We start from the raw sequence: 26,313 nt of genomic DNA on the forward strand, positions 1-26,313 counted from the left end.
TTTTGTATTTTTACCCTTAACTTAGGCTTAAGGAGTTTTTAGTGCCTCATGACGTAGATCTCATTATATTATTAGCAGTTGGCTTTGGACTGGCGCTTATTTTTGGCTATATTGCAGCTCGTATACGCCTCCCTCCTCTAATCGGCTATCTCATTGCCGGTATTCTGATTAGTCCGAACACCCCCGGTGTGGTCGGTGATATTCAACTTGCCAACCAGCTGGCTGAACTTGGGGTCATGTTCCTGATGTTTGGTGTCGGGATGCACTTTTCCCTAAATGATTTGATGCAGGTACGTCGAATCGCTTTACCCGGTGCCGTGTTACAAATTGCTGTCGCTACCTTGCTGGGTATAGGTGTTTCCATGATCTGGGGCTGGAGTTTTGGCTCTGCACTGGTGTTTGGTTTAAGCCTGTCTTGTGCCAGTACTGTAGTATTGCTCAAAGCCTTAAGTGACCGTGGCTTACTCAACTCAGTCAACGGGAAAATTGCCGTAGGCTGGCTGTTGGTTGAAGATCTTGTGATGGTTTTGGTCTTGGTGCTGCTTCCAGCCACTGCCGTGTTACTTGGTGGAACACCTGTTGCAGGCGCCAATCCCGATGCAAACATATGGCTCACTTTAGGCGTGACTCTGCTTAAAGTGGTTGGTTTTATTGCCTTTATGTTGATTATCGGTAAACGTCTGGTTCCCTGGATCATGCAACTGGTCGCACGCTTGGGTTCGCGTGAACTGTTTACTTTAACCGTGGTTGCCGCTGCGGTGTCAATTGCCTTTGGTGCTTATAAAGTTTTTGGCGTATCAATGGCACTCGGTGCATTCTTCGCCGGAATGGTGGTCAAAGAATCCGATTTCAGTCACCGCGCAGAAGAAGAGACTTTACCGCTACGTGAAATTTTCTCGATTTTATTCTTTGTTTCCGTCGGCATGCTGTTTGATCCTCGCATTTTGATTGAGCAGCCGCTGCATGTACTTGCCGTGGTTGGCATCATCATGATTGGCAAGACTATTGCAGCGATGGCTTTGGTTTTATTCTTCCGCTATCCGATTAATACCGCGTTAACCGTGGGTGCAAGCCTTGCACAAATTGGCGAGTTCTCTTTTATTCTGGCAACCTTGGGTCTCTCACTCAATTTACTTTCAATTGAAGGGCAAAACCTGATTCTGGCAGGCGCACTTATTTCAATCACGCTGAATTCATTTGTGTTCTCTGCGATAGAACCGGTACAAAAATGGATTCGTGAACGCTCACATCTGGCGCGTTTACTGGAACGTAGTGGTGACCCGCTTTCCATGCTGCCCGATGAAGTCTCTCAAGAGTATTTACGTGATCAGGTAGTGATTATCGGTCATGGTGAAGTCGGTCGTCGCATTACCAGAGAATTAATGGCACAAGATATTAAAGTGGTGATTGCGGAAGAAAACCGCGAAATTGTAGAAAGCTTACGACAAAAAGGCATTGCTGCAGTTTCGGGTCATGCAACCGAAGCAGGTGTACTCATTCAAGCACATATTCAACATGCGCGGCTTTTAGTCCTATCCCCTATGGATATTTTGGATATTCATAAAATTGTGGATATTGCCAAAACCCTGAATCCGCAAATTCAGGTTTTAGTCTGTGCAGAAAGCAAGGCAGAGGCTGAAGTGATCCGCCGTGATGGTATTGGCGAAGTCTATTTTGCCAAAGAGGAAATGGCGAAAAATATGACCAACCATATTCTCAATCAAATCCAGATTGCTCATCAGCAAAATCCCACCCATTAATCTTGTCTGGTAAAAAAACGCACTCATGAGTGCGTTTTTTTATTTGAATGAGATCAGCTCAAATACTTAGGTTGATCATCGACAATCTCTGCCTGCCATTCATTGACCTGTTTTTCCATCATGGCAAACAAGGCAGCTTGCACCATATGCTGTGCAATCTCAGGCATTTGATCACCCAGTAATGACTTCACTTCATCATTAAACTGAATTTTAACCAAGGGTTCTTTTTGAGAGCCTGCATTTCGCAATGCCAACTCACCACCTTCAAGTTGAACCAATTCTAAAATAGCTTCTTGATTACCAAATAATTCTTTCAATTGTTCTATAGACATAGTTCCTCCATGTTCAACATGGTGGCAAAGGCAGTTGCACTTTGCATTACGTAGACTATTTATATAAGGCCGATAGCAAAAACTTCAAGAGCAGAGAAAAAAGATTAAAACTCAACCATCTCGTTACGAAAGCCATCAATCAGCTGAGTTAAATCAAGATGCCATTCACGCAAAATTTTTGTATCCGGCAACCACGCTTGAGGCGTTTGGGTCACTTTAATAATTAAGTTAGATGATGTTTCATGTTCTGGTTCAGGCGCACTTGGTTCAGGTGCATATTGGCACATGCGATAAGCACGTTTTAGTTCAGCAATAAAACCCTGCTTTGACAATTGCTGCATTACGGTCACTTCAGGAGATACTTGTCCCTTTTCCGCCATATTGTCTTCAATCGACTTGAGTGTCGGCATAAAGTCATTTAAACGATAGTAACGAACCAGTTCCTGCAGAAATGCCAGCACTGCACCATGCAAATGGAATACAGCAGCTTCACGATGTGCTTGTGCCTGTTGAATATTGTCAGTTTGCTCAGCTTGTTGACATGAAAGACGTGCAAAATACAGTTTCTGATTGGTACGGTCAGCATGGAAACGAGCAACACGGGACATAGCGATATTCCTAAATTTTGGCGTTTGTTACAGACTTAAGATTAAACTTTATTTTGCTCAATTCACAATAAAAATTATGCATGATCTATGTCAATTAAACAGATTTTACACTTTGCAGCAACTTCGCTCCTGTTCTGGATTGGACTTCTAAAGTCTTAATCCTTCTGAGAAATACACATTCTATTGGAGTCAATCACAGACAGGACCTGAAAATTTTCGTATCATTTTTATCTAAAAAAAGGAGCTTTCGCTCCTTTAATTATTTGTTTTCAGTTTTACTGGTCTCTTCAGGCTTATCTTCAGCCTGTTTCACACGAATACCATGTCCGTGCAAACGCAGCGTATTTAAGCCTTTAATCGCTTTCACAGCTTCACGACCATGGGGCATTTCAACAAAGGCAAAACCTTTCGATTTACCTGTAGTGGCATCCATCACCAACTTGCATGAATCAACTGTGCCAAAGTCTTGAAATAGCTTCAATAATTCAGCTTCTGTTACTGTACGTTCTAAACTACGAACTAAAATTTTCATCTTACAACCTTAAAATAGGCAAAATCATCAAAAAGCACTCGCCTACTCGACTTTTTGAACTTCGCAATAAAAAACAAAATAACGCAATTGCTATAGTTTAATCGAGATCAATGCCAAAATCTAAATTAATCGACTGTCGTTCTATTAAAGCACTTTTCACGGTTTGCTGGCGTTGCTTGTAATGGGTTTCGGTAATGCACAAATTACGGCTTAATTCATTGAGGAAATAACTTTCAATCTTTCGGCCCTGATCATCCATCTGATCACGTGTCCATAAATTCAAATTCTGCTTGGTCAAAATCAGTTCATTTTTGGCACGGGTTAACGCCACATACAATACACGGCGTTCTTCTTCGACTTCATCGAAATTACCCTGCGCACGTGCATGTGGATATTGCCCTGCCGAGACATTGGCCACATAACAGACTTTCTGTTCCGTGCCTTTGGCAGAATGGATGGTGATCAGGGTAACCACATCATCCTGCGACTGTCGTTCAATCTCACTGATCGACACCGGATCGAGCACGTATTCTTCCAGAAACTCACTCAGTTGATCATGCTTGGCAGCCAGTTGTTTGACCAGATCAAAATCACCCAAGCGTTTCGACCAGTCCTTTTTGGCATAATTTTCTTCCAGCTGATCTTTTAGCGCTTCAATACCCAGCGATACACAAGCCTGCACATGATCTTTCAACACCAGCATTTGTTTCATGATCAGCAAAGTATTGTCTGGAATACGGCCGAATTTTTCCAACTTTTCAAAAATTCGCTCGGTCTCAGGCTCAAGTAATAACTGTTGAGCCAGTTTACTTGCCCCGACATCACCCACACCATTCCACAGCGTCAGGAAGCGCATCCAGGCGATATCATCCAGAGGATTGGCAATCACACGCAGTAGGCTGAGCAAGTCCTTGACATGCGCAGTTTCAAGCAATTTCATGCCGCCAATAAAGCGGTAAGGCATATTGGCCTGAATAAATGCCGCTTCAATATGCCGCGCAGCAAAACTTGAACGCACCAAGACCATATGTTCATGCCAGGCCGAACCTTCCAGTAAATGCCGCTCTTTAATGTCGATGGCAATCCATTTGGCTTCATCAAATTCATTCGGGAAAATATGCATACGTGGTTTGACGCCCTCACCACGATAAGCCTCTAAATGCTTGTCATATTGAATCGGGCTTTGATCGAGCAGCCAGTTGGATAAATCCAGAATTTCCTGTGTGGAACGGTAATTTTTTTCCAGTTTAAAAATCTGTGCATTGGGTACACGCTCTTTAAAATGGTGAATATTTTCAAAGTCAGCACCACGAAAACCATAAATAGACTGCGCATCATCACCGACACAGAACAGACTGGTTTTATCTTTCAGCGGTTCCAGCAAGGCCCATTGCAGAGGATTGGTATCCTGCATTTCATCCACCAGCATGTGCTGACAAATGGATGAAACGTAATCCACCAAGCCTTCCGATTGTGCCAGTGCTGAAGCAACAACCGCCAAAATATCGTCATAATCCAGAAAGCTACGCGCCTGTTTACGGGCTTCGTACTCTTTCATGATTTCCACAATCTGGTCTTTATATTCCAGAAATTCTGGCATTTGCTTTTCTAAAGCCAGACTTAATTTTTGCCGCGTATTCCGAGCAAAAGAATAGAGATCACATAACTCTTTCGGCTTTGGCAGGGCATTGGGATTCTTCTTATCATCTTTACCCCGAATCAGGCGGAACATCATCAACTGATCATCACGGTCGATAATCGAGAATTGTTCCAAGCCAAAAGCTTTCGGAAGACGGCGCAGCAAGTACATACAGAAGGTATGAAACGTCGATGCTCTAAGCCCTTTGGCCTGTTCACCCAAAGCCAGTTCCACACGTGCCACAATTTCACTGGCTGAACGGCGGGTAAAGGTCAGAATCTGGATTTGATTGGCGGGTACACCTTGATCAATCAGATAAGCTGCACGCGCCACAATGGTTTTGGTTTTGCCACAGCCTGCGCCTGCAAGTACCAAACTGTGCTTAGATTCGGTGGTTGCGGCTTGCTTTTGTTGAGGGTTTAATTCATCAATCAGGGTGGCTAAACTCATAATCTCTAATCTACTTGGGGATAGATATAGTTTAGCAGAGCTGACCATACATCTGAGATTGGTCTGCTTAAAAACTGAATCTAATCCCATATATTTGTCATCCAGACAGGCGACATGGATGTCGTCTGTTGAACTGTGAAACATGGATGTTTAATCAGTTCAACACAGGATTTTTGTTACTTTTCATCCTTGAAAAGTAAGGCATTACCTACGCAAAAACATTTAAGTTTACCTAGAATAATCTGGTCGTGATGGTTATGAATTTAGGGCAAATATCCGAGCAATAGCCTCACAGGTTCTTTCCAGATTCTTTTCCCCATTTTCTAATGCCGTTGGCAAATCACAAATACCATCCACAATACCAAAAATTGCCGTAAACCCTTCATCATAAAGTTCTTCTATATCTTCCCCAATATAGCCTGCACAAGCAATCACGGGTTTATTCAATCGCTTCGCCACTTGTGCCACACCAAAAGGAGTTTTACCAAATTTAGTCTGAAAATCGATGCCGCCTTCACCGGTAAATACATAGTCGGCTTGAGTAATTTTCTCTGCCAATTGGGTCTGTTCAATGACAAGCTCTACACCTGAACGAATACCTGCACCTGCAAATACCATCAAGCCAAAACCTAAACCACCCGCAGCACCTGCACCTGCGATCTCTTTAACATCAATATTTAATTGTTGAGAAACCAGTTCTGCAAAATATGTAAGGTTCTGATCAAGCTGTTGCACCATTTCAGCTGTGGCCCCTTTTTGTGGGCCAAACACATGCGATGCCCCGTTTACTCCAGTCAGAGGATTATTCACATCACTGGAGATCACGATTTCAACCTGCTTTAAACGTGCATCCAAACCTGAAATATCAATCGTTCGAATTTGATCAAGTTGCCCACCGGCTCTTGCAACTTCATTGCTGTGTGCATCTAAAAACTTTGCTCCCAATGCCTGTGCCATCCCTGCACCCGCGTCATTGGTGATACTTCCGCCCAAACCGATAATAATTTTAGACACGCCTAAATCCAGAGCCGATTTAATCATTTCTCCTGTACCGAAAGTGGTCGTCAGTAAGGGATTTCGCTGGGAAGGCTCGAGCAAATGAATGCCATTGGCTTTTGCCATTTCAATCACAGCAGTTTGACCACCTTCAATTAAGCCAAAATAGGTTTTTACTTTTTGAGTGGCTAAAGGTCCTGTAACTTCACAATCAACCCTCTGTCCATTTAGGCAAGAAACCAAAGCATCGACCGTCCCTTCGCCACCATCTGCCATCGGCACATGAATAAAATGTGCATCTGCAAATATTTTCTGGATGCCGCGTTGTATGGCCTGACACGCCTGTTCAGCAGTCATGCTTTCTTTAAAGGAGTCGGGAGCGAGAACAAAAATTTTAGGCATGATTTTCAAGAATAAAATGAATAAATCTTTTATACATTAAAAAAAGAGCGCATCTAGCGCTCTTTAGTCGAATTGGGTTTAAACATCAGCAGAACTTTGTGGTAATTCACGTTTTATATAAGAAGCCAAGGTCAGATAATTTATGCCCTGAAACAGAATATCGACTGCCAGGAATAGACCTAGCACCCAGAACGGCGCATCGGGTGACATCAAAATAATAATCCCCGTCAGCAAGGTTAAAATACCTGAAAACAATACCCATCCCCAACCTTGATAGGCTTTAAAAATAAAGGCATTCAAGATACGGATGACACCCGCAACAATCAAAACGATGGCTAAGAGATTGGTCAATACAATGGCGGTTTTTACAGGAGTGCTAAATGCATAATAGCCTGCCGTTAGATAAAGCAAGCCGAACAATGCCCACAACCAACGATATCCCCCATCAAAGATTTTAAATGCTGCAATGAAATGTAGAACGCCACCGATCATCATCAGCACACCAAACAGAAAAACGACTGAAAGCGTGGCAAACGGTAAAGAAGCCAGTAACACAATTCCAAATACGATGAGCCAAATACCCAAACCTAAATACCATTTTCGGTTTTCATGCAGCTGATGTCGGACCAGGTCATTTGCTACTTTTTCATGATTCTTCTCAAGTCTTTTGTTTATAAAAAAGGATTATTTTTTCAATATTTTAAAACAAATTTGCGTTATGAATTTGCGATATTTTTATCCACATCAGTACATTAAACTGTGGATAAATTAAGCGTTATCCACATCTTTTATTTTTTCCAGCCCAGTTCAATCGCAGTAATTTCATTAATTAATGTCTGTTGTAAAGTATCCGGCATCTTACTTTTATCGAGTGAGACCGGAATATGTCCCGCCATCAATTCACATTTGGCTTGAGGAAATAAAGGCTTTTGATTGGGATAGGCATAACCAACTGGATACAGCGGTTGTCCGGTTGCCAAGTCGTATTTATCGGTTGCACCGAAAGCATGTAACAGCTCATGTACAAGCACAATTTTGTTTTGTTCAGCCTGTTTTTTAGATGCAAACAAATTGACCGAACCAATCCGGCCTTTTTGCAAGGCGGTTGAATGCTTTAATTCTTTAGTGTGTGCAGGGTCATAATAATTTAAAAATAAAGTCACACTAGGCGCGCCCTCTTTTCTTTCATGCTGTTTCCATGCATAAAAACGGAACTTTAAACTCCATAAAATGGTATCCAGCATACTTGCATGCTCAGGTACTTTAGGTGGAAGTTGTTTGAGTTCTCTCCCCATTTGGAAATACAGAGAAATGGGTTGTCCACGATATTCCGTCGACATCTGTTTCAGATATTCTTGTGCAGCCCTTAATTCAGATAAGTTAAGAGTCTGAATATAGTTCTGGGTAGCAACCTGCCCATCTGCATTAATGGGATGCAGCATCACAATAATGGGTTTGGACCAGTCTTGATTCTGGTCGCGGTAAGCATTGACTGCCACGATGAATAAAATGATGAGTAAACACAGTACCCGAATTTTTTTCCACATTAATTCTTACCATTTCTATGGATAATTAAGTCCTAAACCATAACTTTATTTATTTTAGTAAATTTCTTCTTATCAATATCCTTAAATTCAAGCCATCCTGAGTGGATAGATTCAATAGCCTCCTCATAGTTTCTAATATTCAAATCTGTATTCTTTAGATACTCTACGACATCCTGAATATTCACCCAATCATTTTGTTCCGAATAATGGTAAATAGCTTTTTGTACAAGTCGAATAAATGAACTGAAACTACTTTTTCTTAAATACATTTGGCTACCTTGCATTTTAATTTCGAATACACCTAATGCTTTTACCAAACCTGACAACTTATCATGACCATAATTTCGTGTGTCAAAATCAGGTTTGACAGTAGTTATATATGCTCCTACTAAACCAAGATATGCCCAACCACTATCATCTGAATTATCTTTAACAGCTTTATATATTAGATTTAAAGTAGCTTTATCTATTTGTTGTTTAACAATATCCTTGTCAATTAATTCAATTTTTATGGACTCTTTTACCCCATTATCTTTTTTAATTATTGAATTTTGCTTAATCTCCTCCTTTTCTTCAAACACCAAATTTTCTACCGAAATGAATTTATCACATGCTTGTTTGAATGGTTCAGGTGTTGTTTTCCGCCCAAAACCATAAACAATCAAACCATTTTCACGGATTCTTGATGCTAAAGGTGTAAAATCACTATCACTTGAAACAATGCAGAATCCATCTAATGCACCTGCATACAATAAATCCATAGCATCAATAATTAAAATCATATCTGTGGCATCTTTGCCTTTTGTATATGCAAATTGCTGCACAGGTGTAATGGCATGAGGAAGTAAAACGTCTCTCCATTTTTTTAATGTGTCACTACTCCAATCACCATAAACCCTTTTTACACTTGCAATGCCATATTTAGCAACTTCTTCTAATACAGATGAGATTGCGTTAATAGATGAATTATCCGCGTCAATTAAGACAGCAAACTTTTTCGTTTGAATTTCCACTATTACCCCAAATCAATATTTTTAAATTTTTATATAAATCATTCTGACATAAAAAATGCCGACTTTCGTCAGCATTTTTTCACTTCTTAAAAATTAGGCTTCAACCCATTTCCCATCTTGGTAAACCAGGCTCCACTTGGTTTGTTTGCCTTCAGCATTTTCAGAACCAATATACTGCGCCTGGTTCTTACGGCTGAATTTCACCAATGCTGGATTGCCTTCCGGGTCTACATCGGGAGCTTGCAAAATAAACTGATATTTTGGATCAAGCTGTTCAGCTACAGAACGTAGTTCAGCGACTTTCGGCGCACGTGTTTCACGAACTTTCGGGAATTTGCTGGCTGCCAGGAATAAGCCGGCTGCACCATCACGAAGAACAAAGAAGTCATCATGTTTGGTTGAACGTAAATGTTCCATTCTAATTGGATCGACACGCGGAGGCGCTGGCTGACCACTCTTCAATACTTTACGGGTATTGTCACAGCTGGTGCAGGCAAAGTACGGTCCAAAACGTCCCGTCTTGAGCTGCATTTCACCATCACATTTGTCACATGGAATGGTTGGTCCATCGTAACCTTTAATTTTGAACTCGCCTTCTTCAAGCTCAAAACCGGCACAGTCCGGGTTATTCCCACAGACATGCAATTTACGACCACCATCAATCACATAACTGTCCATTGCCGTTTCACAAATCGGGCAACGTTTTTTCGACATTAAATCGGCAGTTTCTGCTGCATCATCATCAGATAAGGCTGCAAGCGACTCAACCGGCGTCAGGTTCAAGGTACCCTTACAACGCTCTTTTGGTGGCAAGTTGTAGCCTGAACACCCTAGGAATACGCCCGTTGTACCGGTACGAATCTGCATTGGACGTGAGCATTCAGGGCAATGCACCGCTTCAACTTCAACAGGCTGATTACGACGCATGCCGTTTTCACCCTGTGCTGTGGTTAAGCGTTTTTTAAAGTCGCCGTAGAAATTATCCAGTAATTCCTTCCAGTTACGCTGTCCATCAGCCACTTTATCGAGCTGACCTTCAAGATCGGCAGTAAAAGCGTAATTCATCAGGTTATTGAAGTTTTCATCGAGACGATCTGTCACGATTTCACCCATCTTCTCAGCATATAGACGACGATTGTCGAGCTTTACATAACCACGATCCTGAATGGTTGAAATAATTGCAGCATAGGTTGATGGACGACCAATGCCTTTTTTCTCTAATTCTTTCACCAATGATGCTTCGGTAAAACGTGCAGGGGGTTTAGTGAAGTGTTGAGACGGATCAAGCTTCTCAAGTTTAAGCACTTCACCCACTTTAACAGCAGGTAGCAAAATATCGTCATCTGCTTTGTTTGCAGCGCGAACTTTGGTAAAACCGTCAAAAACTAAAGTACGACCTTTGGCTTTGAGTTCCACGCCATTGGCATCGACTAAAATGGTTGAAGACAGGTATTCTGCCGATGTCATTTGACAAGCAACAAACTGACGCCAAATCAGATCATACAAACGCTGTGCATCACGATCGACACCGACTAACTGATCACCTTTTAAAGTCACATTTGAAGGACGAATCGCTTCATGGGCTTCTTGCGCGCCTGCTTTATTACCATAAAGGTTTGGCTTGACAGGTAAGTACTTTTCACCGAACTCAAGTTCAATGTGATTACGAACCATATTGACTGCATCATTACTTAAAAAGGTTGAGTCAGTACGCATATAGGTAATAAAACCTGCTTCATACAGCCGCTGCGCCATCGTCATGGTTTTCTTCACAGAGAAACCTAAACGTGTACTTGCAGCCTGTTGCAGGGTCGAGGTGATATATGGTGCACTTGGATTAACCTTGGTCGGTTTATCTTCACGCGTGGTAACTTTATATTCAGCAGTATTTAAAATTTTTAATAAAGCATCCGTTTGTGCTTTATTTTGCAGTTTTAAGCTTTTACCACCTTGTTTGACTGCTTCTAAACGAATCTCATCGCTTGAAGATTTGGTATCTGCAAACACTTGCCAGTATTCTTCAGGAATAAAAGCACGAATCTCACGTTCACGCTCTACCACCAATTTTACCGCAACCGATTGCACACGACCTGCCGATAAACCGCGGGCAATCTTTTCCCACAGCAATGGCGAAATCATAAAGCCCACTACGCGGTCCAAGAAACGGCGTGCTTGCTGTGCATTAACCTTATCAATATCTAAGCGTGAAGGCTGTTTAAAGGCTTCCTGAATTGCATTTTTGGTAATTTCGTTAAAGACTACACGTTGATAACGTGAATCATCTCCACCAATCACTTCTTTTAAATGCCAGGCAATGGCTTCCCCTTCACGGTCCATATCCGTTGCGAGGTAGATTTCATCGACTTGTGATGCCAGTTTTTTTAGTTCAGCAACAACGTGTTCCTTACCCGGAAGCACTTCATAGTGAGCTTCCCAGTCATGTTCAGGGTCAACGCCCATCCGATTAACCAAGGCCGTTTGTGCTTTTTCAGCTTTTTGCTCATCGGTCAGTTTGACACGTGATACAGGTTTTTTTTCTGTACTTTTAGAACCACCGGTCGGTAAGTCACGCACGTGACCGACGGATGATTTCACAATGTAATCTGAACCGAGGTATTTATTGATTGTTTTCGCTTTTGCAGGCGACTCCACAATCACTAAGGCACGCTTTTTCGCAGCACTCGGTGATTTTGCTGTGGTGCTTTTGGATGTAGACCGAGGAGCGTTCGCCATAGTTAATCGTTAATCCTGTTTGTTTGGTTTATAAATTAAAGTTCAGCCAAAGACTTTAAATAAGTTTTCATGTCATCTAACTGTGTTGCTCGCAGGTCAGATTCTTCTTCCCAATAGAGTCCTACACAGTTTGCCTGCATATCAATAGCATAAATGCCCTTTAATGCAATGGGCAAATCGTTAAACTTATCATCACCCTGCACAAGTTTTAGCTTTTGCTCTTCAACACGCGCACGCATTAAAGGCAGGCGAGCATCTGGAATCAGTATGCTGTAATAGGCCACCATACTGGCACGACTTGAGGAGGCCATGGGGATTTTTGTCCAATCGGGAGCGGCCACTAAACGTGGGTGCAGCCCCATTTTTCGTGCCTTCTCACGCATTATGCCTAATGCTTTTTCTCGCGGACTGACGCGAAGACCCAAAATCGAGCCCAAAACAAATACAATAATGAAGCCAATGACCCAAATACCGGTATTTTCCATAGTACAACCTTGTCTGTTCCTTTATTAGAGTTGCATAAGCGCAATATAAAACGCAAGTTACAACGATGAAATTAATTCAAGAACATCTCGTGGCTGTACAGCACTTCAGTGCCATTCCAGTAAATATATCCCTTTTCAATCAATTCTTTAAGCAACAATTTCACATCCGATTTCGGGAACATCTGCTCCAGCAAATCACGCAAGGCATAAATATCTTTAGGCTTGTCCGATTTTAATTCGCGCAATTTACGCGCGACAATGACCTGAACCGGATCAATTTTAGAAAAGTTTTTAAATAAATCTTTTTGCGCATGATGAATGGGATTTGAATGCTGCAGTTCTTCATCTGAGGAAGATTCTGTTTGTAGTTGAGCAAAAATCGGGGAAATGTTCTGTGCTGTTTCTGAAGGCGTTGCTTGCTCTAAATCAAGTTCCGTCCATTGTTTTAATAGTTTTTTACGGAAATTAATTTGCTCATCATAACGTTTCACAATTTTGAGATTAATCAGTAAAGCTATCAGCTGCTGTGCCTGACCTGTTTCAACTTGCAAAATGTTACTCAGCGAGTTTTTAAGTTTCTCAATCGAGTTCGGTTTGCCCTTCATTTTACTTAAAGCGTCACAATATTTTTTGACCAACAATAACTCTGGTTTTTGCTTAATGGTTTCGATACTTGGAATTTTATATTTTGAATTTAATGAAGGTTCTTCTGCCTGAATTTGAATCAGCTTACAGGTCATGTCCGAGGATTGCATCATCTCTAGCAGAATTTCACTGCTTGGCATGGCAGAAATGACTTCAATCGTGGTGTCAGTTTCTAACAACGCGATCAGTTGCCCGACGACCACCGCATATTCGAATTCTTTTTGATCGACCTCGGCAGTTTCTAAAATAACCACTTGTCCACTACTGACCCAACTTGAAAACTCGGTTAAATCTTCAAGTGAGTATTCAAACTTTCCTTGGCAGTTAAATAAGTAAATTACAGCGTAGTGTTGAATGATGTCTCGCAGCAATTGTGCGGTAGGCATATTCTTTTCAAGATCAAGAAGAACGACTTTATTGGACATAATCTCAATAGACAAGTAAGGGAACTTTGAGCCTGCATTAGAGCGAGCCTGAATGGAAAGGTCAAATCAATTCAGCAAAAAGACCCGTGAAGATTGACTCAATAATGCGGTGGTCGATCAGCCATTGGATCAAAATTGGCAATTCCATCGGATAAATCGGCAGACTCAATGCGTTGATACAAAAACTGCATTTGTTTTTTCAAATCAGCTATTTCGGCATGTTGCAGAGACACCTGTTCATTTAATTGTTCAACTAAATCATCTAAAAATGTAATTCGCACTTGCAAATCTTCTATGGGTGCGGAAAATGACGCCTGATCATTAAGATTTTTTTGTTTAGTCATTTTAAGTCCTCATTTTGGATTTCAGGAAACAGTATGGCCTATATTACGTTAAGGGATGTCCAACTCGCGTTTGGCGGACCGTCCCTGCTCGACGGCGCGAACTTCAATTTGGAACGCGGTGAACGAGTTTGTTTGATTGGCCGTAACGGTGAAGGTAAGTCTACTTTACTTAAACTCATTGAGGGAAGTTTACTGCCAGATCGTGGTGAAGTTTCTATACAAAATGGCATCACCATTTCCATGCTGGCTCAAGATGTACCCATGGATTCCGGTAAAGTCGCTGACATCGTTGCCGACGGCGCAGGTGAAGCGGCTACTGTACTCAGAGCCTATCACGAAGCCAGTGATGCGTGTGTACTCGGTGATATGGAAGCATGCGATCGCATGGGTAACCTGCAGCACAAACTCGATCAGGTCGATGGTTGGGCTTTGGAAACCAAAGTAAATTCTATTTTGAGCAAAATGGGTTTAGACCCAGATGCCGATTTGGCCGATTTATCCGGTGGTCGTAAACGTCGTGTCCTGTTGGCACGTGCGCTACTCACCCAACCCGATGTACTTTTACTCGACGAACCAACCAACCACCTGGACGTTGAAAGTATTGAATGGTTAGAAAAATTCCTGCTCGATCAAAATAATTTAACCTTATTATTTATTTCGCATGACCGTTCATTTGTCGACAGCATCGCAACCCGTATTGTCGAACTCGATCGCGGTACTTTGCGCAGCTATGAAGGTAACTACACACGTTACCTTGAGCTTAAAGCGCAACAAATGGAAGCGGAAGAAAAGCAAAACGCTTTATTCGATAAACGTTTGGCTGAAGAAGAAGTCTGGATTCGTCAAGGCATTAAAGCTCGCCGTACCCGTAATGAAGGTCGTGTACGTGCACTAAAAGATTTGCGTGAAGAATCTAAAGCGCGTCGCTCGCAACAGGGCAAAGTGAGCATGGCAACGCAAGATGCCAACCGCTCTGGTAAATTGGTCTTTGATATTGAGCATTTAAGTGTTGCTTTCGGCGATCAAGAACCCATCATCAAAGATTTCTCTGCATTGGTACTTCGTGGTGACCGTATTGGCTTGGTCGGCGACAATGGTGTAGGTAAAACTACCCTGATCAAAGCCATTTTAGGTGAGCTTGAGCATGGCGGCACAGTAAAAACCGGTACCCAACTGGAAGTGGCCTATTTCGACCAGCTGCGCAATGCGCTGGATTTAGAGAAATCGGTTAAAGATAACATTTCTGAAGGTACGGACTTTGTTGATGTGAACGGTGGTCGTCGTCATATCTACAGTTATCTTCAAGATTTCCTGTTCTCGCCTGAACGTGCCCGTACTCCGGTAAAAGCGTTGTCTGGCGGCGAACGTAACCGTATTCTATTGGCGAAACTCCTGCTTAAACCATCGAATTTAATTGTGATGGATGAGCCAACCAATGACTTGGATATGGTGACGCTGGAGCTATTGGAAGAAATGCTCGGTGGTTATACCGGTACATTACTTTTGATCTCGCATGACCGTGCATTTATGGACAACGTGGTCACATCGACTTGGGTATTTGATGGTAAAGGTCACATTGATGAATACATCGGTGGTTATCAGGACTATCTAGAGCAACGCCCAGATCAAACGGCTGTCGGTCTGAAAAGTGATGCCAAGAAAGCCGTTGCTAAAGCCGAAGCAGCTGTGCCGAAAAAAGTAAAGCTCAGCTATAAGGATCAACGTGCTTTAGAGCAGTTACCGGCTGAAATGGAGGCACTTGAGAAAGAACAAGCCCACATCAATGCACAGCTTGCCGATGGTTCTTTATTTACTTCAGATGCTGATCAAGCGATGAAACTTTCTAATCGCCTTACGGAAATTGACGAGCAATTGCTTGAAAAATTAGAACGCTGGGAAGAATTAGACAATCTTAGCAAAGGCGATTAATTTAGCCGCGTTATAAAAGCACCTGTAAAGTATTTTGCAGGTGCTTTTTTATTTACAAAATAACTTCATGTTAAACTGCAGATAAATTTTGGTATAAACGGTCATTATGAGTAAAAAGCCAGACTACAAACCGGGTGAGTTTCAATGGTCTTTCCTTCTTCCACACTATTGGGGCATTTGGATTGGAATCGTATTTCTAATGATTCTGGCAATTTTACCGTGGGCCATTCAGCATCGTCTAGCCACTGTTATAGGCAATATCGCATTCAATCAGCTCAAATCACGTCGTAAAACAGCGATTCGTAATTTAGAGCTCTGTTTTCCAGAATGGACCAGCGAACAGGTTCAAGAAAATACCCGACACGTTTTTGTCGATCAGATGATTGGAATTTTTGAAACCTTAAATGCGTGGTATTGCCCGCAGTGGTTTAAAGGTCGTGTCAGTATTGAAGGCTTAGAACATCTCCAAAAAGCACAAGCTGAGGGCAAAGGGGTTTTATTGCTAGGCACGCATTCAACATTACTCGATGCTGGCGGATATTTATGTGCCCAGTATTTTGAGCCAGATGTCGTCTACCGTCCGCAAAATAATCCGCTGTTAGATATGCTGATCTACCGCTGCCGCGCCACCATTTATGCCAATCAAATTGATCATGATGATATGCGTGGCTTGATTCGTCATTTAAAAAATGGCCGTGCAATCTGGTACAGTCCTGACCAAGACTATGGCCTGAAACAAGGCGTAATGGCACCCTTTTTTGGGATACCTGCTGCAACAGTGACTGCACATCGTCGTTTAATTAAAATGACCAAAGCTGCCGCCGTACCTTTATATTTCTACCGTGATGGCGATATTGCCAATCCACAATACAAAGTCTTGATTCAAGCACTGGTAGAAAATCTGCCGAGCGAAGATGAAGTGGATGATGCAACACGGGTTAACAAGATCATTGAAAGTCAGCTGCGTATCGCACCCACCCAATATATGTGGTTTCACCGTCGCTTTAAAACGCGCCCTGAAGGCTATGACAAAATTTATTAATCAATCCCACACTTTAAAATAATGAAGATAACACCTATGAAAATTATGCAGCTTCTTCCTGAATTGAACAGTGGTGGTGTTGAACGTGGCACACTGGAAATTGCACGTGCGCTTGTTGCAGATGGCCACGAATCTTTGGTGATTTCCAATGGTGGGCGTCTGGTTGCCCAACTTGAAGCGGAAGGCTCAAAACATCTGTCTTTAGCCATTCATAAAAAATCTTTATCCAGTCTTTGGCAAATACGCCCTTTACGAAAACTGATTGAACAGCATCAACCTGACATCGTACATGTTCGTTCACGTGTACCTGCATGGCTGACTCATTTTGCCTTAAAAGGTATTCCGGCACATAAACGCCCGCATCTCATTTCAACGGTGCACGGCTTTTATTCGACCAATCGTTATAGTGCGATTATGACGCAAGCGGAAAAAGTCATTGCCGTTTCTGACAGTGTGGTGAAATACATTACAGAACATTATCAGAACTGTCCGCCTGAAAATATCGTGCGAATTTATCGCGGGATTTCACCGCAAGAGTTTCCTCACGGCTATCAACCTTCTACACAGTGGATCAATCAAACGTTTAAAGATTTTCCTCAACTGGAAAACAAGTTTTTGGTCTGTCTTCCCGGGCGTATTACCCGTTTAAAAGGCCATGAGACTTTAATTGAATTAATACAACAGCTGCAAAGCCAGTATCCAAACCTGCATGCTGTGGTGGTAGGTGGAGCAGATCCGAAAAAAGCAGCTTACTTAAAAGAAATGCAGGACAATATTCACAGCAAAGGTTTAAGCGACAAAATCACCTTTGTCGGTCATCGTTCCGACATCCGTGAATGGTTGGCCTTTAGTGATGTCGTCCTTTCCCTTTCAAATCAGGCGGAAACCTTTGGCCGTACGGCATTAGAAGCATTATCGGTGGGTACACCGGTGATTGGCTGGAATCGTGGCGGTGTGGCAGAAATTTTATCCCATATTTATCCGCAAGGCTTAATTGAGGTAGATGATCAAGCTGCACTTTTAAATGCCGTAAAGCATCATATTGATCAGCCTCAGGAAGTTAAGCCAGTCACGATGTTTAGCTTAAAAGAGATGTGTGATCAGACCCTTGATTTATATAAACAGGTTTTAAGTTTAGATTAAATTTGTTCAGCCCAGCCTATGGATGAGGTCTTGGTGACATACAAAAATAGCTTGGGCATAAACATATAAGCTTAAATAAATCATCTAAAAATGATCAATGTTCTGTTCCTGCATAGATCCACATAGGCTCGGTTTGGCCTGCGCGAACAAAACCCATTGATTGATAAAATTTTATCGCTTGATGTTCAGCAACCAATATCTTTTGGTGAAGATCTTTATATTTAAATAACATTGCTTGCATCATTAATCGGCCCGCACCCAAATTTTGAAAATCGGGATGCACGAGCAGGTGCGGAAAATACACCACCAGATGCCCATCAGATATCGCATTTCCCAGACCAATAAGCTGTCCATCCTGTCTGGCTGTGACCAGACTATGCGAATGACGTAATGCTGCCATCAGCTGAACTGGCTTTTGCGCTGATGACCAATCATTGGCTCGATAAATTGCTAAAACTTCTGCTTCATGAATCTGATCGTGCATTGATATTTCAAAAGTCATCACCTGATTCACCCTTCCCTACTCTAAACCTAGCCATTAACCCACTCAGCAAAGGCCAATAACTCTACATAGAAATCAGTCTGCATAGATATGAAAAGCATCACGTGATAAATCAGTAAAATCAGCAATTAAAATTTAAGTTCTTGCAATGTGGATAGAAACATCACTGAAATTTTATTTTTAGAATATTCTATATTTTAAAATGTTCTATAAAAGTAGAACCCGAGTTCTGCATCCTGCAAAACTCGGGTGTATAAGGTTGTGCTTTTCAAACTTTATTTTTATTATCTTATTTGCGATCCCTTGCTGCATCATATCCATGATGACTCACCATCAGCCCAACATCGTCTTCCATAATGGGATTTTCCGTTCCCAACTCCTTGGCTGATGAGGCTAGATTAAACAGAAACAGAAAAAAGAACTATTCGCGATTGACCTCTATCCATGTAAGCTATTTCGTACACTTTTCCTCTAATTCCCTTGAGGTACTTTCGTACCATTTTTATAGTCCTGTGCAATTTCATCGGTGACCAATTTTTCTTCTTTTTCTGCTTTTTGAATACCTTCCTGAATTGCCTCTTGGGCTTCTTGTTCATCGGCATCGGTTTGTTCCAGTTCATCCTGAACCTGTTCGAAAACGCGACCCGTTTGTAATACGACATACACCGGAAAATGATCCGACCCAACATGTGGCAAACGCTCCATATGGACTAAAGCAAAGTCGGTGCTATGAAAAACATGGTCGAGTGACCAGCGAAACATTGGATAATCTGCATGAAAGGTATTGATATAGCGTCGCCCTACACGCGGATCAAGCAGCCCACTAATGCGCTGAAATAATCGTGTGGTTCTTGACCACGCCACATCATTCAAATCCCCCATCACAATACAGCTTTCATCCAAATCTTTAATTTGATCACCGACCATTAAAAGCTCTGCATCTCGGAGGGTCGAATCTTTGGCTTCAGTTGGGCTGGGCGGTTTAGGATGCAGGCAATACAGTTGCACCGGTTGGCCTGAACGTAAAATTACGGTGGTATGAATGGAAGGAATTTCATCACTTAAAATGAATTTCACTTCGGTATCTTTCAGTTCAAGCTTACTGTAAAGATGCATGCCATACAGATTGTCCAAAGGCACAGGTACACGATAGGGATAATCTTTTTCAATCACGGCAAGGGCTTTTTGCCAGATGAGATCTGTTTCTAAGGTCAGTACCAAATCAGGTTGATGTTTCTGGATCTGTTCAACCAACAAGTGATATTTATCATTTGGAGTTAATACATTAGATACAAGCAAAGAAATTTGCTTATCAGGATTAAGCTGATGCTTATGGACTTTCTTGACCTGTTTCTTCCAGATAAAGGTATAAGGCAGCACCATTTTAAGCTGATATGCGAGTGCCGCAATCAGGGCAGTAAAGACAATTTCACGCCGTAGATCCCATGGCTGATCCCAGACCAACAACAGCACCAAAGCAATCAGTCCCAAAACTAAAATTTGCAAGCGTGGAAAATCGGCCCCTCGAATCCACCATTCATCCCGTGGAATTAATGACCAAAATGTCAGCCATATAACAAAAACTGAAATTAACTCCACCCAAATCATAAGTCTCTGCTCTTTTGTTGCTTTTAGTTTTTCTATGATGAAATAACTTTATCAATTTTCTATGTAACATAAACAAGATATTCCGCTCAATAATATTGATGTTTTCATTGTGTAGTACTTGCAGTTGCGGTCGCTTTTGATACACTCAAGCCCCCTTTTATTTTTTTACGCACCGAGGCAAAGTGACATGAAAGTAGGTCTGGTCGGTTGGCGCGGGATGGTTGGTTCTGTCCTCATGCAACGTATGGTTGAAGAGAATGATTTTGCTCATTTTGAGCCATTCTATTTTTCTACCAGTAATGCAGGTGGTGAAGCGCCTGCGTTTGGCGGTAAGACTGCCCCAGCACTTATGGATGCATCAGACATTAACAGTCTGAAGCAGATGGATGTCATTATTACCTGCCAAGGTGGTGATTATACCTCTGAAGTTTTCCCTAAATTAAAAGCGGAAAACTGGAACGGTTACTGGATTGATGCTGCATCTACCCTGCGTATGGATGATGAAGCCATCATCGTGCTTGACCCGGTTAACATGCATGTGATTAAAGATGGTTTGGTTAATGGCACCAAAACATTTGTCGGTGGTAACTGTACCGTTTCATTGATGTTGATGAGCATGGGCGCGCTTTACCAAAACAATTTGGTTGAGTGGATGACTGCAATGACGTATCAGGCAGCATCTGGTGCAGGCGCACAAAACATGCGCGAGCTGATCACGGGTATGGGTTATTTATATAACAATACCAAAGATTTGCTCGATGACCCGCGTTCACCCATCTTAGACATCGACTCTAAAATTGCATCTTTGCAACGTGGTGAAGGTTTCCCTGCTGCCAACTTCGGTGTGCCTTTAGCCGGCTCACTCATTCCATATATCGACAAACAGCTCGACAATGGTCAGTCAAAAGAAGAGTGGAAAGCGCAAGTTGAAACCAACAAGATCTTGGGCAATCAACAAATCGTTCCAATTGATGGTCATTGTGTACGTATTGGTGCAATGCGTTGTCATTCACAAGCTTTAACTTTGAAGCTTAAGAAAGACGTGCCGCTTGATGAAATCGAAGACATGATTCGTCAATCCAACCCATGGGCAAAAGTCGTTCCGAATACACGTGAAGCGTCGATGACGGATCTGACTCCTGTAGCGGTTACCGGTACATTGTCTGTTCCGGTAGGTCGTTTGCGTAAGCTGAATATGGGTAAAGAATACCTGGGCGCGTTCACTGTAGGTGACCAATTGCTTTGGGGTGCTGCGGAACCGTTACGCCGTATGCTTCGCATCCTCATTGAATATAAAAATGCTTAATTGTTAAAGTTAAAAAAACGAAAAGCCGGTCACAATTGATCGGCTTTTTTTATGTATGCTTTATGTTAGTATTTTACAATTATTCAACATCTCGTTAATCTACAACTTTCGCAATGCGATACAGAATTGAGCTAAAAATTAAGATGACTGCATATAACAAATTAAAGATTGCCATTTTAGCCATTATTACTTCACAGAATATTCATGCGATTACTATTGATCCTATTCAAATTCAATCTGCACCGGGCGAATTACTCTATGCAGAAATGAATTTCCGCCAAGCCGATCCTAATTCACAAATACAAGCCAGCTTAGCCAGTTCAGAAGACATCACCACTTTAGGCGTAGGTCACCAACCGCCTGGACATCTTAATTTTTTTACCCGTCGTGATGGCTCGGGGAATGGCGTGATTACCATTACCTCTTCACGTCCGCTGACTGAAGCTGAACTGAATATTATTATCAAAATTCAAGAAGGCAATGCCACGCGCTTGCAGCATATTAAAACCCCGTTACAACGTGGCAGCACACCTACTCAGGCACGTATTGCCAGCAATGAAAAACCTTTGGCTCCCATTACCATTGTCAGTGAAAAAGATATTGCCTTGCACTTGCCTGAAAGCACTCAATATCAGCTTGCAAAAGCACAACCAGCAGCTCATCAATCCTTTGAAGCCCCATTGATGGTACAAAAAGCAGCGCCGCCTCGCTTGAATGCCATGACTCCCGCACCTGTGGTCATCTCATCAATGAGTATGCCTTCCGCGCAGCCCAATACAACGGCTTTAGCTGAAATAAAAACATCAGCACCAGAACAACTCACCACAAAAAATCAGATTAAAGACACGCCTCTTGCATCGAACAAAACGACTTCCAATGCAATGACTTCTGCAGACCCATTAGTGAGGAAATTTGCAGAATCACCCACTCAAAAGATAGCCGAAAATAAAATAGCGGGTAAACCAGCAGAAAAAGCTGCCGCAAAAACCAAACCGGAAATACCTGCGCCTGCTCCTAAGCCACCCAAACAGCAAAATGAAGCAGTAGCTACAGCGCAAACCACAAAACATGTGGTGCAATCCAATGAGTCGCTTTGGGCGATCGCTTCACGGGTCGCAACTGAGCAAAACCGTCCGGTTGGCGAAGTCATGAAGCAGATCAAAGCGAACAATGAACACGCCTTTATTCAGGGAGATATGAATCGCTTACGTCGTGGTGCGGCATTGAATCTAAATACCGCCCATAGCCAAAAAGAAGGCAAGAAAGTCAGTGTTGCACACTTGGCAAAAACCCCGTCCAACCAATCAGGAAAAGCCAAATATCGCCTAAATCAGGCGGAGATGAGCCTGGTTGCAGAGAAAGAACAAGATTCAGCCAGCGGTTCTGCTAAAAAGAACACAGAAAAAAATCAAACATCGAACGAGTTGTCATTAAAAGTTATGACATCCCGTGAAAAAACCGTTAAATTACAGAGAAACGTAACACAGTTAGAATTGGCATTACGTCACAAGGATCACAGAATTCAATTATTAAATACTCGTCTTGCCCAATTGCAACAACAATTGAAAGCACAACAAGTAGAGAAAAAGCCAACACACTAAGGTGTTATACAATTTGATTTTTTTGGATGAGTTTCATTGATAACAACTCAATCCTGTAAGGGGTAACAACATGCTGCTTTATGTGATTCCGTTTATATTATTATTAGTGATCGCAATTGTATTAAAAAAGCGTGACACCAATAAACAAGCAGAGCAAACGTCAGCATCCAAGGCGAAAGCTAAAAAAGTAAGCTCAACAAAAAAGCCCGCGCAAAAAACTCAAATTGTGGCAAATACGGTTGTTGAGAAGAAAAAAACCACCCCTTTATCTGCTGATGTGCGCAATAAAATTGAAGCGCTCATCCGTGAACGTAATTTTTTCTCTGCTGAAGCACAGATTAATCAGGCATTAAACAGAGACAATTCACAGCATGAGTTGTATTTACTGTTGCTGGATATTCACATCTTGCAAAAAGATGAATTTGCGATTAGCCAACTGATTAATCATCTACGTTCATTAGAACTGGATGAGATTTTAGAACAAGCGCTTGCTAAAAAAGCAGCACATGACAAAGAAGCAGAAGGCTCTAGAGATACTATTGATTTCAAACCAGAAACTTCTATTTCGACACCTACGTATACAGCACCGACTGAACAAAAAAATACGGCTGATTTTGATGCACTCATGAATACTGCTGCTCCATCCGGGACAGCAAATAATGTATCTTTCGATCAGTTGCAGCAAGAATCTTATTCGGCCAAAACAGAAGCAGCTGAAGAAATTCAGCCCTTAGATTTCAATACCCTTTCCTTAGATACAACAATCAAAGCAGAAGTACCTGCCGCTCCTATTGAAGAAATCAAGCCTTTAGACTTCAGTACATTCTCTTTAGACCCGAGTCCTGCGGCAACCGCTCCCAAGCAAGAAGCGACTCCAGTAGCAGAGGAAATCAAGCCTTTAGATTTTTCTTTTAGTTTAGATAATCCGGCAGCAGAACAAAGCACAACAGCTGATGCAGCGGTTACGGCTAAACCTGTGCTTGATGAGAAGCCTGAATTTAATTTTGATTTCTCGGCTGCAGAAACTGTTGCAGCGCCTGAAGCAAAAATTACAGTCGAAGAAACCAAGCCAAGTTTAGATTTAGACTTTAATTTAGAACCCGTAACGAGAACTGAACAACAACCTGTAGAACCCGTTCCAGCAAAAGCTGCCGGTGTGAGTTTTGATATTAGTAATATCAGCCCATCTGCATCTAAAGCAGATCAAAATGATCCGCTGGTTCAATCCTTCCCGGAACTGATTGAAGTCAATGAAATCAGCCTGAATTTAGATCTTGCACAGCAATACATCCAATTGGGTGCTTTTGAGTCGGCACGTGAATTATTGGCAGAACACGAAGCTGAATATACAGCTGAACAACGCCAGCAAGCCGATCAGTTGCGCAATCAGATAGCTTCTTAAGCTATTTCGCTCTACTATAAAGCAGTCATCCTTGGCTGCTTTTTTTATGATGAAAAAAATAGCGTTAATTTATATGGGCGGTACATTTGGCTGCATTGGCGAGCCATTGAGTCCCATGCCTGCTGAAAATTTTATTCCCCAGTTACAACGCGTTCTTCCTTTGCATCTTGATATCGAATGTTTTGTTGCGCCCAGCATAAAAGACAGCAGTGCAAGTACTGCAACTGACTGGCTGCAACTGATTCAGTTGATTCAAAGCCTACAACTTAAAAATTATCAACATTTCGTCGTGATTCACGGCACTGATACCCTCAGCTATGCCAGTGCAATAGTTGCACGATTTCTGGGACAATCCGCACATGTTGTACTCACCGGTAGTCAATATCCTTTATTGAATGTAAGTGGAAGCAATACCCGTGAATTTACCGATGCTATCGATAACCTTAATTTTGCCCTCGATGCGGTGGCAACATGTTCTGTCGGTGTATATTTAGCTTTTCATCACCAGCTTATTCATGCCCAAACAGCGCTGAAACAACATACGACTGCATTAGATGCATTTGCTGGAATAAACGCTAAAGAAAACCTCATCACCCATCAGCAAAGCTATGTCCTCCATGAATCTGATATTGAGAAGGCACGCTCATTTAACTGCTTAAGTTTAATGGCACAGCCAATAGATATAGAACAGCAAATTAAAAACCTGAAAAATTTACAGCAACATCCCCCTCACGTTCTAATCTTACAGGGCTTTGGTACGGGCAATTTGGCGGTCAACGAAGAATTCATTGCTACGCTTCAGGATCTACACGCTCAAGGCTGTGCCATTATTCTCACCACCCAAGTGCCTTTTGGCACGATTGATCAACGCTATGCGATAAATGAATGGATACCACATGCCAATATTATGATGAGTGATTGTCTAGGTCATGCAGATCTTTATGCAAAAGCACTGAAAATGTATTTACAATACGACAGCGTAGACCAGTGGCAGGCCCACTGGCATGATTCAGTATAAATAGAGGTAAATATGCAGCGTCTTGCGGTCGGTATTGAGTTTTCTGGAGTTGAGTATCGAGGATGGCAAACCCAGCAAACTGGCGTGCGTAGCGTGCAAGAAACGATTGAAACCGTCCTCAGCAAAATTGCCAACGAACCCATTATTTTACATGGCGCTGGACGTACTGATGCTGGTGTACATGCCACCAATATGGTTGCACATTTTGACACCTCTGCCATTCGTCCATTGCGTGGCTGGCTGATGGGCGCAAATAGCACTTTACCCAAAGACATTGCCATCCAGTGGATTAAACAGATGGATACGGATTTCCATGCCCGTTTTAAAGCGCAATCACGTCGTTATCGCTATGTCGTCTACAATTCACCGAGTCGCCCTGCACTGCTCTATAAACAAGTCACCCACGTCTATTATCCGCTTGATGTAGACAAGATGATTGAGGCTGCAAAGAAATTTGAAGGCACACATAACTTTGAGAGCTTTCGTGCTGCATCCTGTCAATCGAATCAACCGGTTCGTCATGTCAGCCATTGCCGTTTAATCCGTCACGGCTGTTATTTGGTATTAGATATTCAGGCAGACGGTTTTTTACATCATATGGTACGCAACATTATGGGATGCTTGCTTGAAATCGGTCAGAGCATGTATGAAATTGACCATATTGACCAGATTTTTGCAGCTGAAGACCGTAAAGCTGCGGGGATTACCGCGCCGCCCGATGGCTTATATTTTATTCATGCTGACTATCCGGCGCAGTTTGAATTACCTGCGTTGCCCTTAGGACCGCATTGGCTGAATATGCCGGAATAATGCTTAGCTTACATTTTTTTAAAATATATACCTCCCCTAAC

General features: G+C 42.2%; 23 protein-coding genes. 9 read left to right on the plus strand and 14 right to left on the minus strand.

The genetic code is table 11. The annotated features are described in order from the left end of the window. The first annotated feature begins 41 nt into the window (after positions 1–41). On the plus strand, positions 42–1,760 hold the full coding sequence (locus E0H81_RS01700; protein ID WP_131316011.1) for a cation:proton antiporter: 1,719 nt from the start codon (positions 42–44) through the stop codon (positions 1,758–1,760). Positions 1,761–1,813: 53 nt separating this feature from the next. Here the strand turns inward: E0H81_RS01700 and E0H81_RS01705 are convergent, their stop codons facing one another. The 12 genes from E0H81_RS01705 to E0H81_RS01760 form a co-directional block, all read right to left on the minus strand. Next, a complete protein-coding gene (locus E0H81_RS01705) occupies positions 1,814–2,092 on the minus strand; it encodes a hypothetical protein (RefSeq protein WP_067722074.1) in 279 nt (92 codons plus the stop codon). Positions 2,093–2,196: 104 nt separating this feature from the next. Further along, a complete protein-coding gene (locus E0H81_RS01710) occupies positions 2,197–2,700 on the minus strand; it encodes a DUF6586 family protein (protein ID WP_131267160.1) in 504 nt (167 codons plus the stop codon). A gap of 259 nt (positions 2,701–2,959) precedes the next feature. Further along, entirely contained in the window at positions 2,960–3,232 is a 273-nt protein-coding gene (locus tag E0H81_RS01715) for an RNA recognition motif domain-containing protein (RefSeq protein WP_131267161.1), read from the minus strand. A gap of 97 nt (positions 3,233–3,329) precedes the next feature. Next, complete coding sequence (locus E0H81_RS01720) at positions 3,330–5,321, minus strand: ATP-dependent helicase (protein ID WP_131267162.1); 1,992 nt, start codon at positions 5,319–5,321, stop codon at positions 3,330–3,332. 255 nt (positions 5,322–5,576) lie between these two features. Further along, positions 5,577–6,719 (minus strand): glycerate kinase family protein, encoded by a 1,143-nt coding sequence (locus tag E0H81_RS01725; protein WP_131316013.1) that lies wholly within the window; start codon positions 6,717–6,719, stop codon positions 5,577–5,579. 78 nt (positions 6,720–6,797) lie between these two features. After that, on the minus strand, positions 6,798–7,394 hold the full coding sequence (locus E0H81_RS01730; RefSeq protein ID WP_131316015.1) for an HdeD family acid-resistance protein: 597 nt from the start codon (positions 7,392–7,394) through the stop codon (positions 6,798–6,800). Between the two features lie 113 nt (positions 7,395–7,507). Beyond that, entirely contained in the window at positions 7,508–8,266 is a 759-nt protein-coding gene (locus tag E0H81_RS01735; protein ID WP_131316017.1) for a hypothetical protein, read from the minus strand. 32 nt (positions 8,267–8,298) lie between these two features. After that, positions 8,299–9,279, minus strand: a complete 981-nt coding sequence (locus E0H81_RS01740) for an NYN domain-containing protein (RefSeq protein WP_131316019.1) — start codon at positions 9,277–9,279, stop codon at positions 8,299–8,301. 93 nt (positions 9,280–9,372) lie between these two features. Continuing rightward, positions 9,373–12,012, minus strand: a complete 2,640-nt coding sequence (topA, locus tag E0H81_RS01745) for a type I DNA topoisomerase (protein WP_131316021.1) — start codon at positions 12,010–12,012, stop codon at positions 9,373–9,375. A 35-nt stretch (positions 12,013–12,047) separates the two neighbouring features. Beyond that, positions 12,048–12,497, minus strand: a complete 450-nt coding sequence (locus E0H81_RS01750) for an ammonium transporter (RefSeq protein WP_131316023.1) — start codon at positions 12,495–12,497, stop codon at positions 12,048–12,050. A 71-nt stretch (positions 12,498–12,568) separates the two neighbouring features. Next, a complete protein-coding gene (locus E0H81_RS01755) occupies positions 12,569–13,567 on the minus strand; it encodes a hypothetical protein (RefSeq protein WP_131316025.1) in 999 nt (332 codons plus the stop codon). Between the two features lie 98 nt (positions 13,568–13,665). Then, positions 13,666–13,911, minus strand: a complete 246-nt coding sequence (locus E0H81_RS01760; RefSeq protein WP_067866331.1) for a SlyX family protein — start codon at positions 13,909–13,911, stop codon at positions 13,666–13,668. A 33-nt stretch (positions 13,912–13,944) separates the two neighbouring features. Between E0H81_RS01760 and E0H81_RS01765 the strand changes: the two genes are divergently transcribed. From E0H81_RS01765 to E0H81_RS01775, 3 genes are all read left to right on the plus strand, one after another. Then, the gene (locus E0H81_RS01765) at positions 13,945–15,840 is read left to right on the plus strand and encodes an ATP-binding cassette domain-containing protein (protein ID WP_131267168.1); all 1,896 of its coding nucleotides are present in this window, start codon (positions 13,945–13,947) and stop codon (positions 15,838–15,840) included. A 106-nt stretch (positions 15,841–15,946) separates the two neighbouring features. After that, positions 15,947–16,882 (plus strand): LpxL/LpxP family Kdo(2)-lipid IV(A) lauroyl/palmitoleoyl acyltransferase, encoded by a 936-nt coding sequence (lpxL, locus tag E0H81_RS01770; RefSeq protein WP_131316027.1) that lies wholly within the window; start codon positions 15,947–15,949, stop codon positions 16,880–16,882. Positions 16,883–16,918: 36 nt separating this feature from the next. Then, positions 16,919–18,025, plus strand: a complete 1,107-nt coding sequence (locus E0H81_RS01775) for a glycosyltransferase family 4 protein (RefSeq protein ID WP_131316029.1) — start codon at positions 16,919–16,921, stop codon at positions 18,023–18,025. Between the two features lie 94 nt (positions 18,026–18,119). Here E0H81_RS01775 and E0H81_RS01780 read toward each other — a convergent pair whose 3' ends face one another. Further along, positions 18,120–18,527: a GNAT family N-acetyltransferase gene (locus E0H81_RS01780; protein ID WP_131316031.1), complete on the minus strand. Its 408-nt coding sequence runs from the start codon at positions 18,525–18,527 to the stop codon at positions 18,120–18,122. Between the two features lie 471 nt (positions 18,528–18,998). Continuing rightward, positions 18,999–20,135 (minus strand): endonuclease/exonuclease/phosphatase family protein, encoded by a 1,137-nt coding sequence (locus E0H81_RS01785; RefSeq protein WP_131316033.1) that lies wholly within the window; start codon positions 20,133–20,135, stop codon positions 18,999–19,001. Positions 20,136–20,322: 187 nt separating this feature from the next. Here E0H81_RS01785 and asd point away from each other — a divergent pair, with 187 nt between their 5' ends. The 5 genes from asd (at position 20,323) to truA (ending at position 26,272) form a co-directional block, all read left to right on the plus strand. Next, positions 20,323–21,441 (plus strand): aspartate-semialdehyde dehydrogenase, encoded by a 1,119-nt coding sequence (gene asd / locus E0H81_RS01790; RefSeq protein WP_131316035.1) that lies wholly within the window; start codon positions 20,323–20,325, stop codon positions 21,439–21,441. Positions 21,442–21,584: 143 nt separating this feature from the next. Further along, positions 21,585–23,042 (plus strand): FimV/HubP-related protein, encoded by a 1,458-nt coding sequence (locus tag E0H81_RS01795; RefSeq protein ID WP_131316037.1) that lies wholly within the window; start codon positions 21,585–21,587, stop codon positions 23,040–23,042. Positions 23,043–23,112: 70 nt separating this feature from the next. After that, entirely contained in the window at positions 23,113–24,444 is a 1,332-nt protein-coding gene (locus E0H81_RS01800; RefSeq protein ID WP_131316039.1) for a T4P machinery localization factor FimV, read from the plus strand. A gap of 46 nt (positions 24,445–24,490) precedes the next feature. Beyond that, positions 24,491–25,462 carry an asparaginase gene (locus tag E0H81_RS01805; protein ID WP_131316041.1) on the plus strand — a complete coding sequence of 324 codons (972 nt, stop codon included), beginning with the start codon at positions 24,491–24,493 and terminating at the stop codon, positions 25,460–25,462. 12 nt (positions 25,463–25,474) lie between these two features. Further along, positions 25,475–26,272: a tRNA pseudouridine(38-40) synthase TruA gene (truA, locus tag E0H81_RS01810; protein WP_131316043.1), complete on the plus strand. Its 798-nt coding sequence runs from the start codon at positions 25,475–25,477 to the stop codon at positions 26,270–26,272. Positions 26,273–26,313 lie beyond the last annotated feature (41 nt).

It is taken from the genome of Acinetobacter terrestris, assembly GCF_004331155.1.
GTDB classification, from domain to species: Bacteria; Pseudomonadota; Gammaproteobacteria; order Pseudomonadales; family Moraxellaceae; genus Acinetobacter; species Acinetobacter terrestris.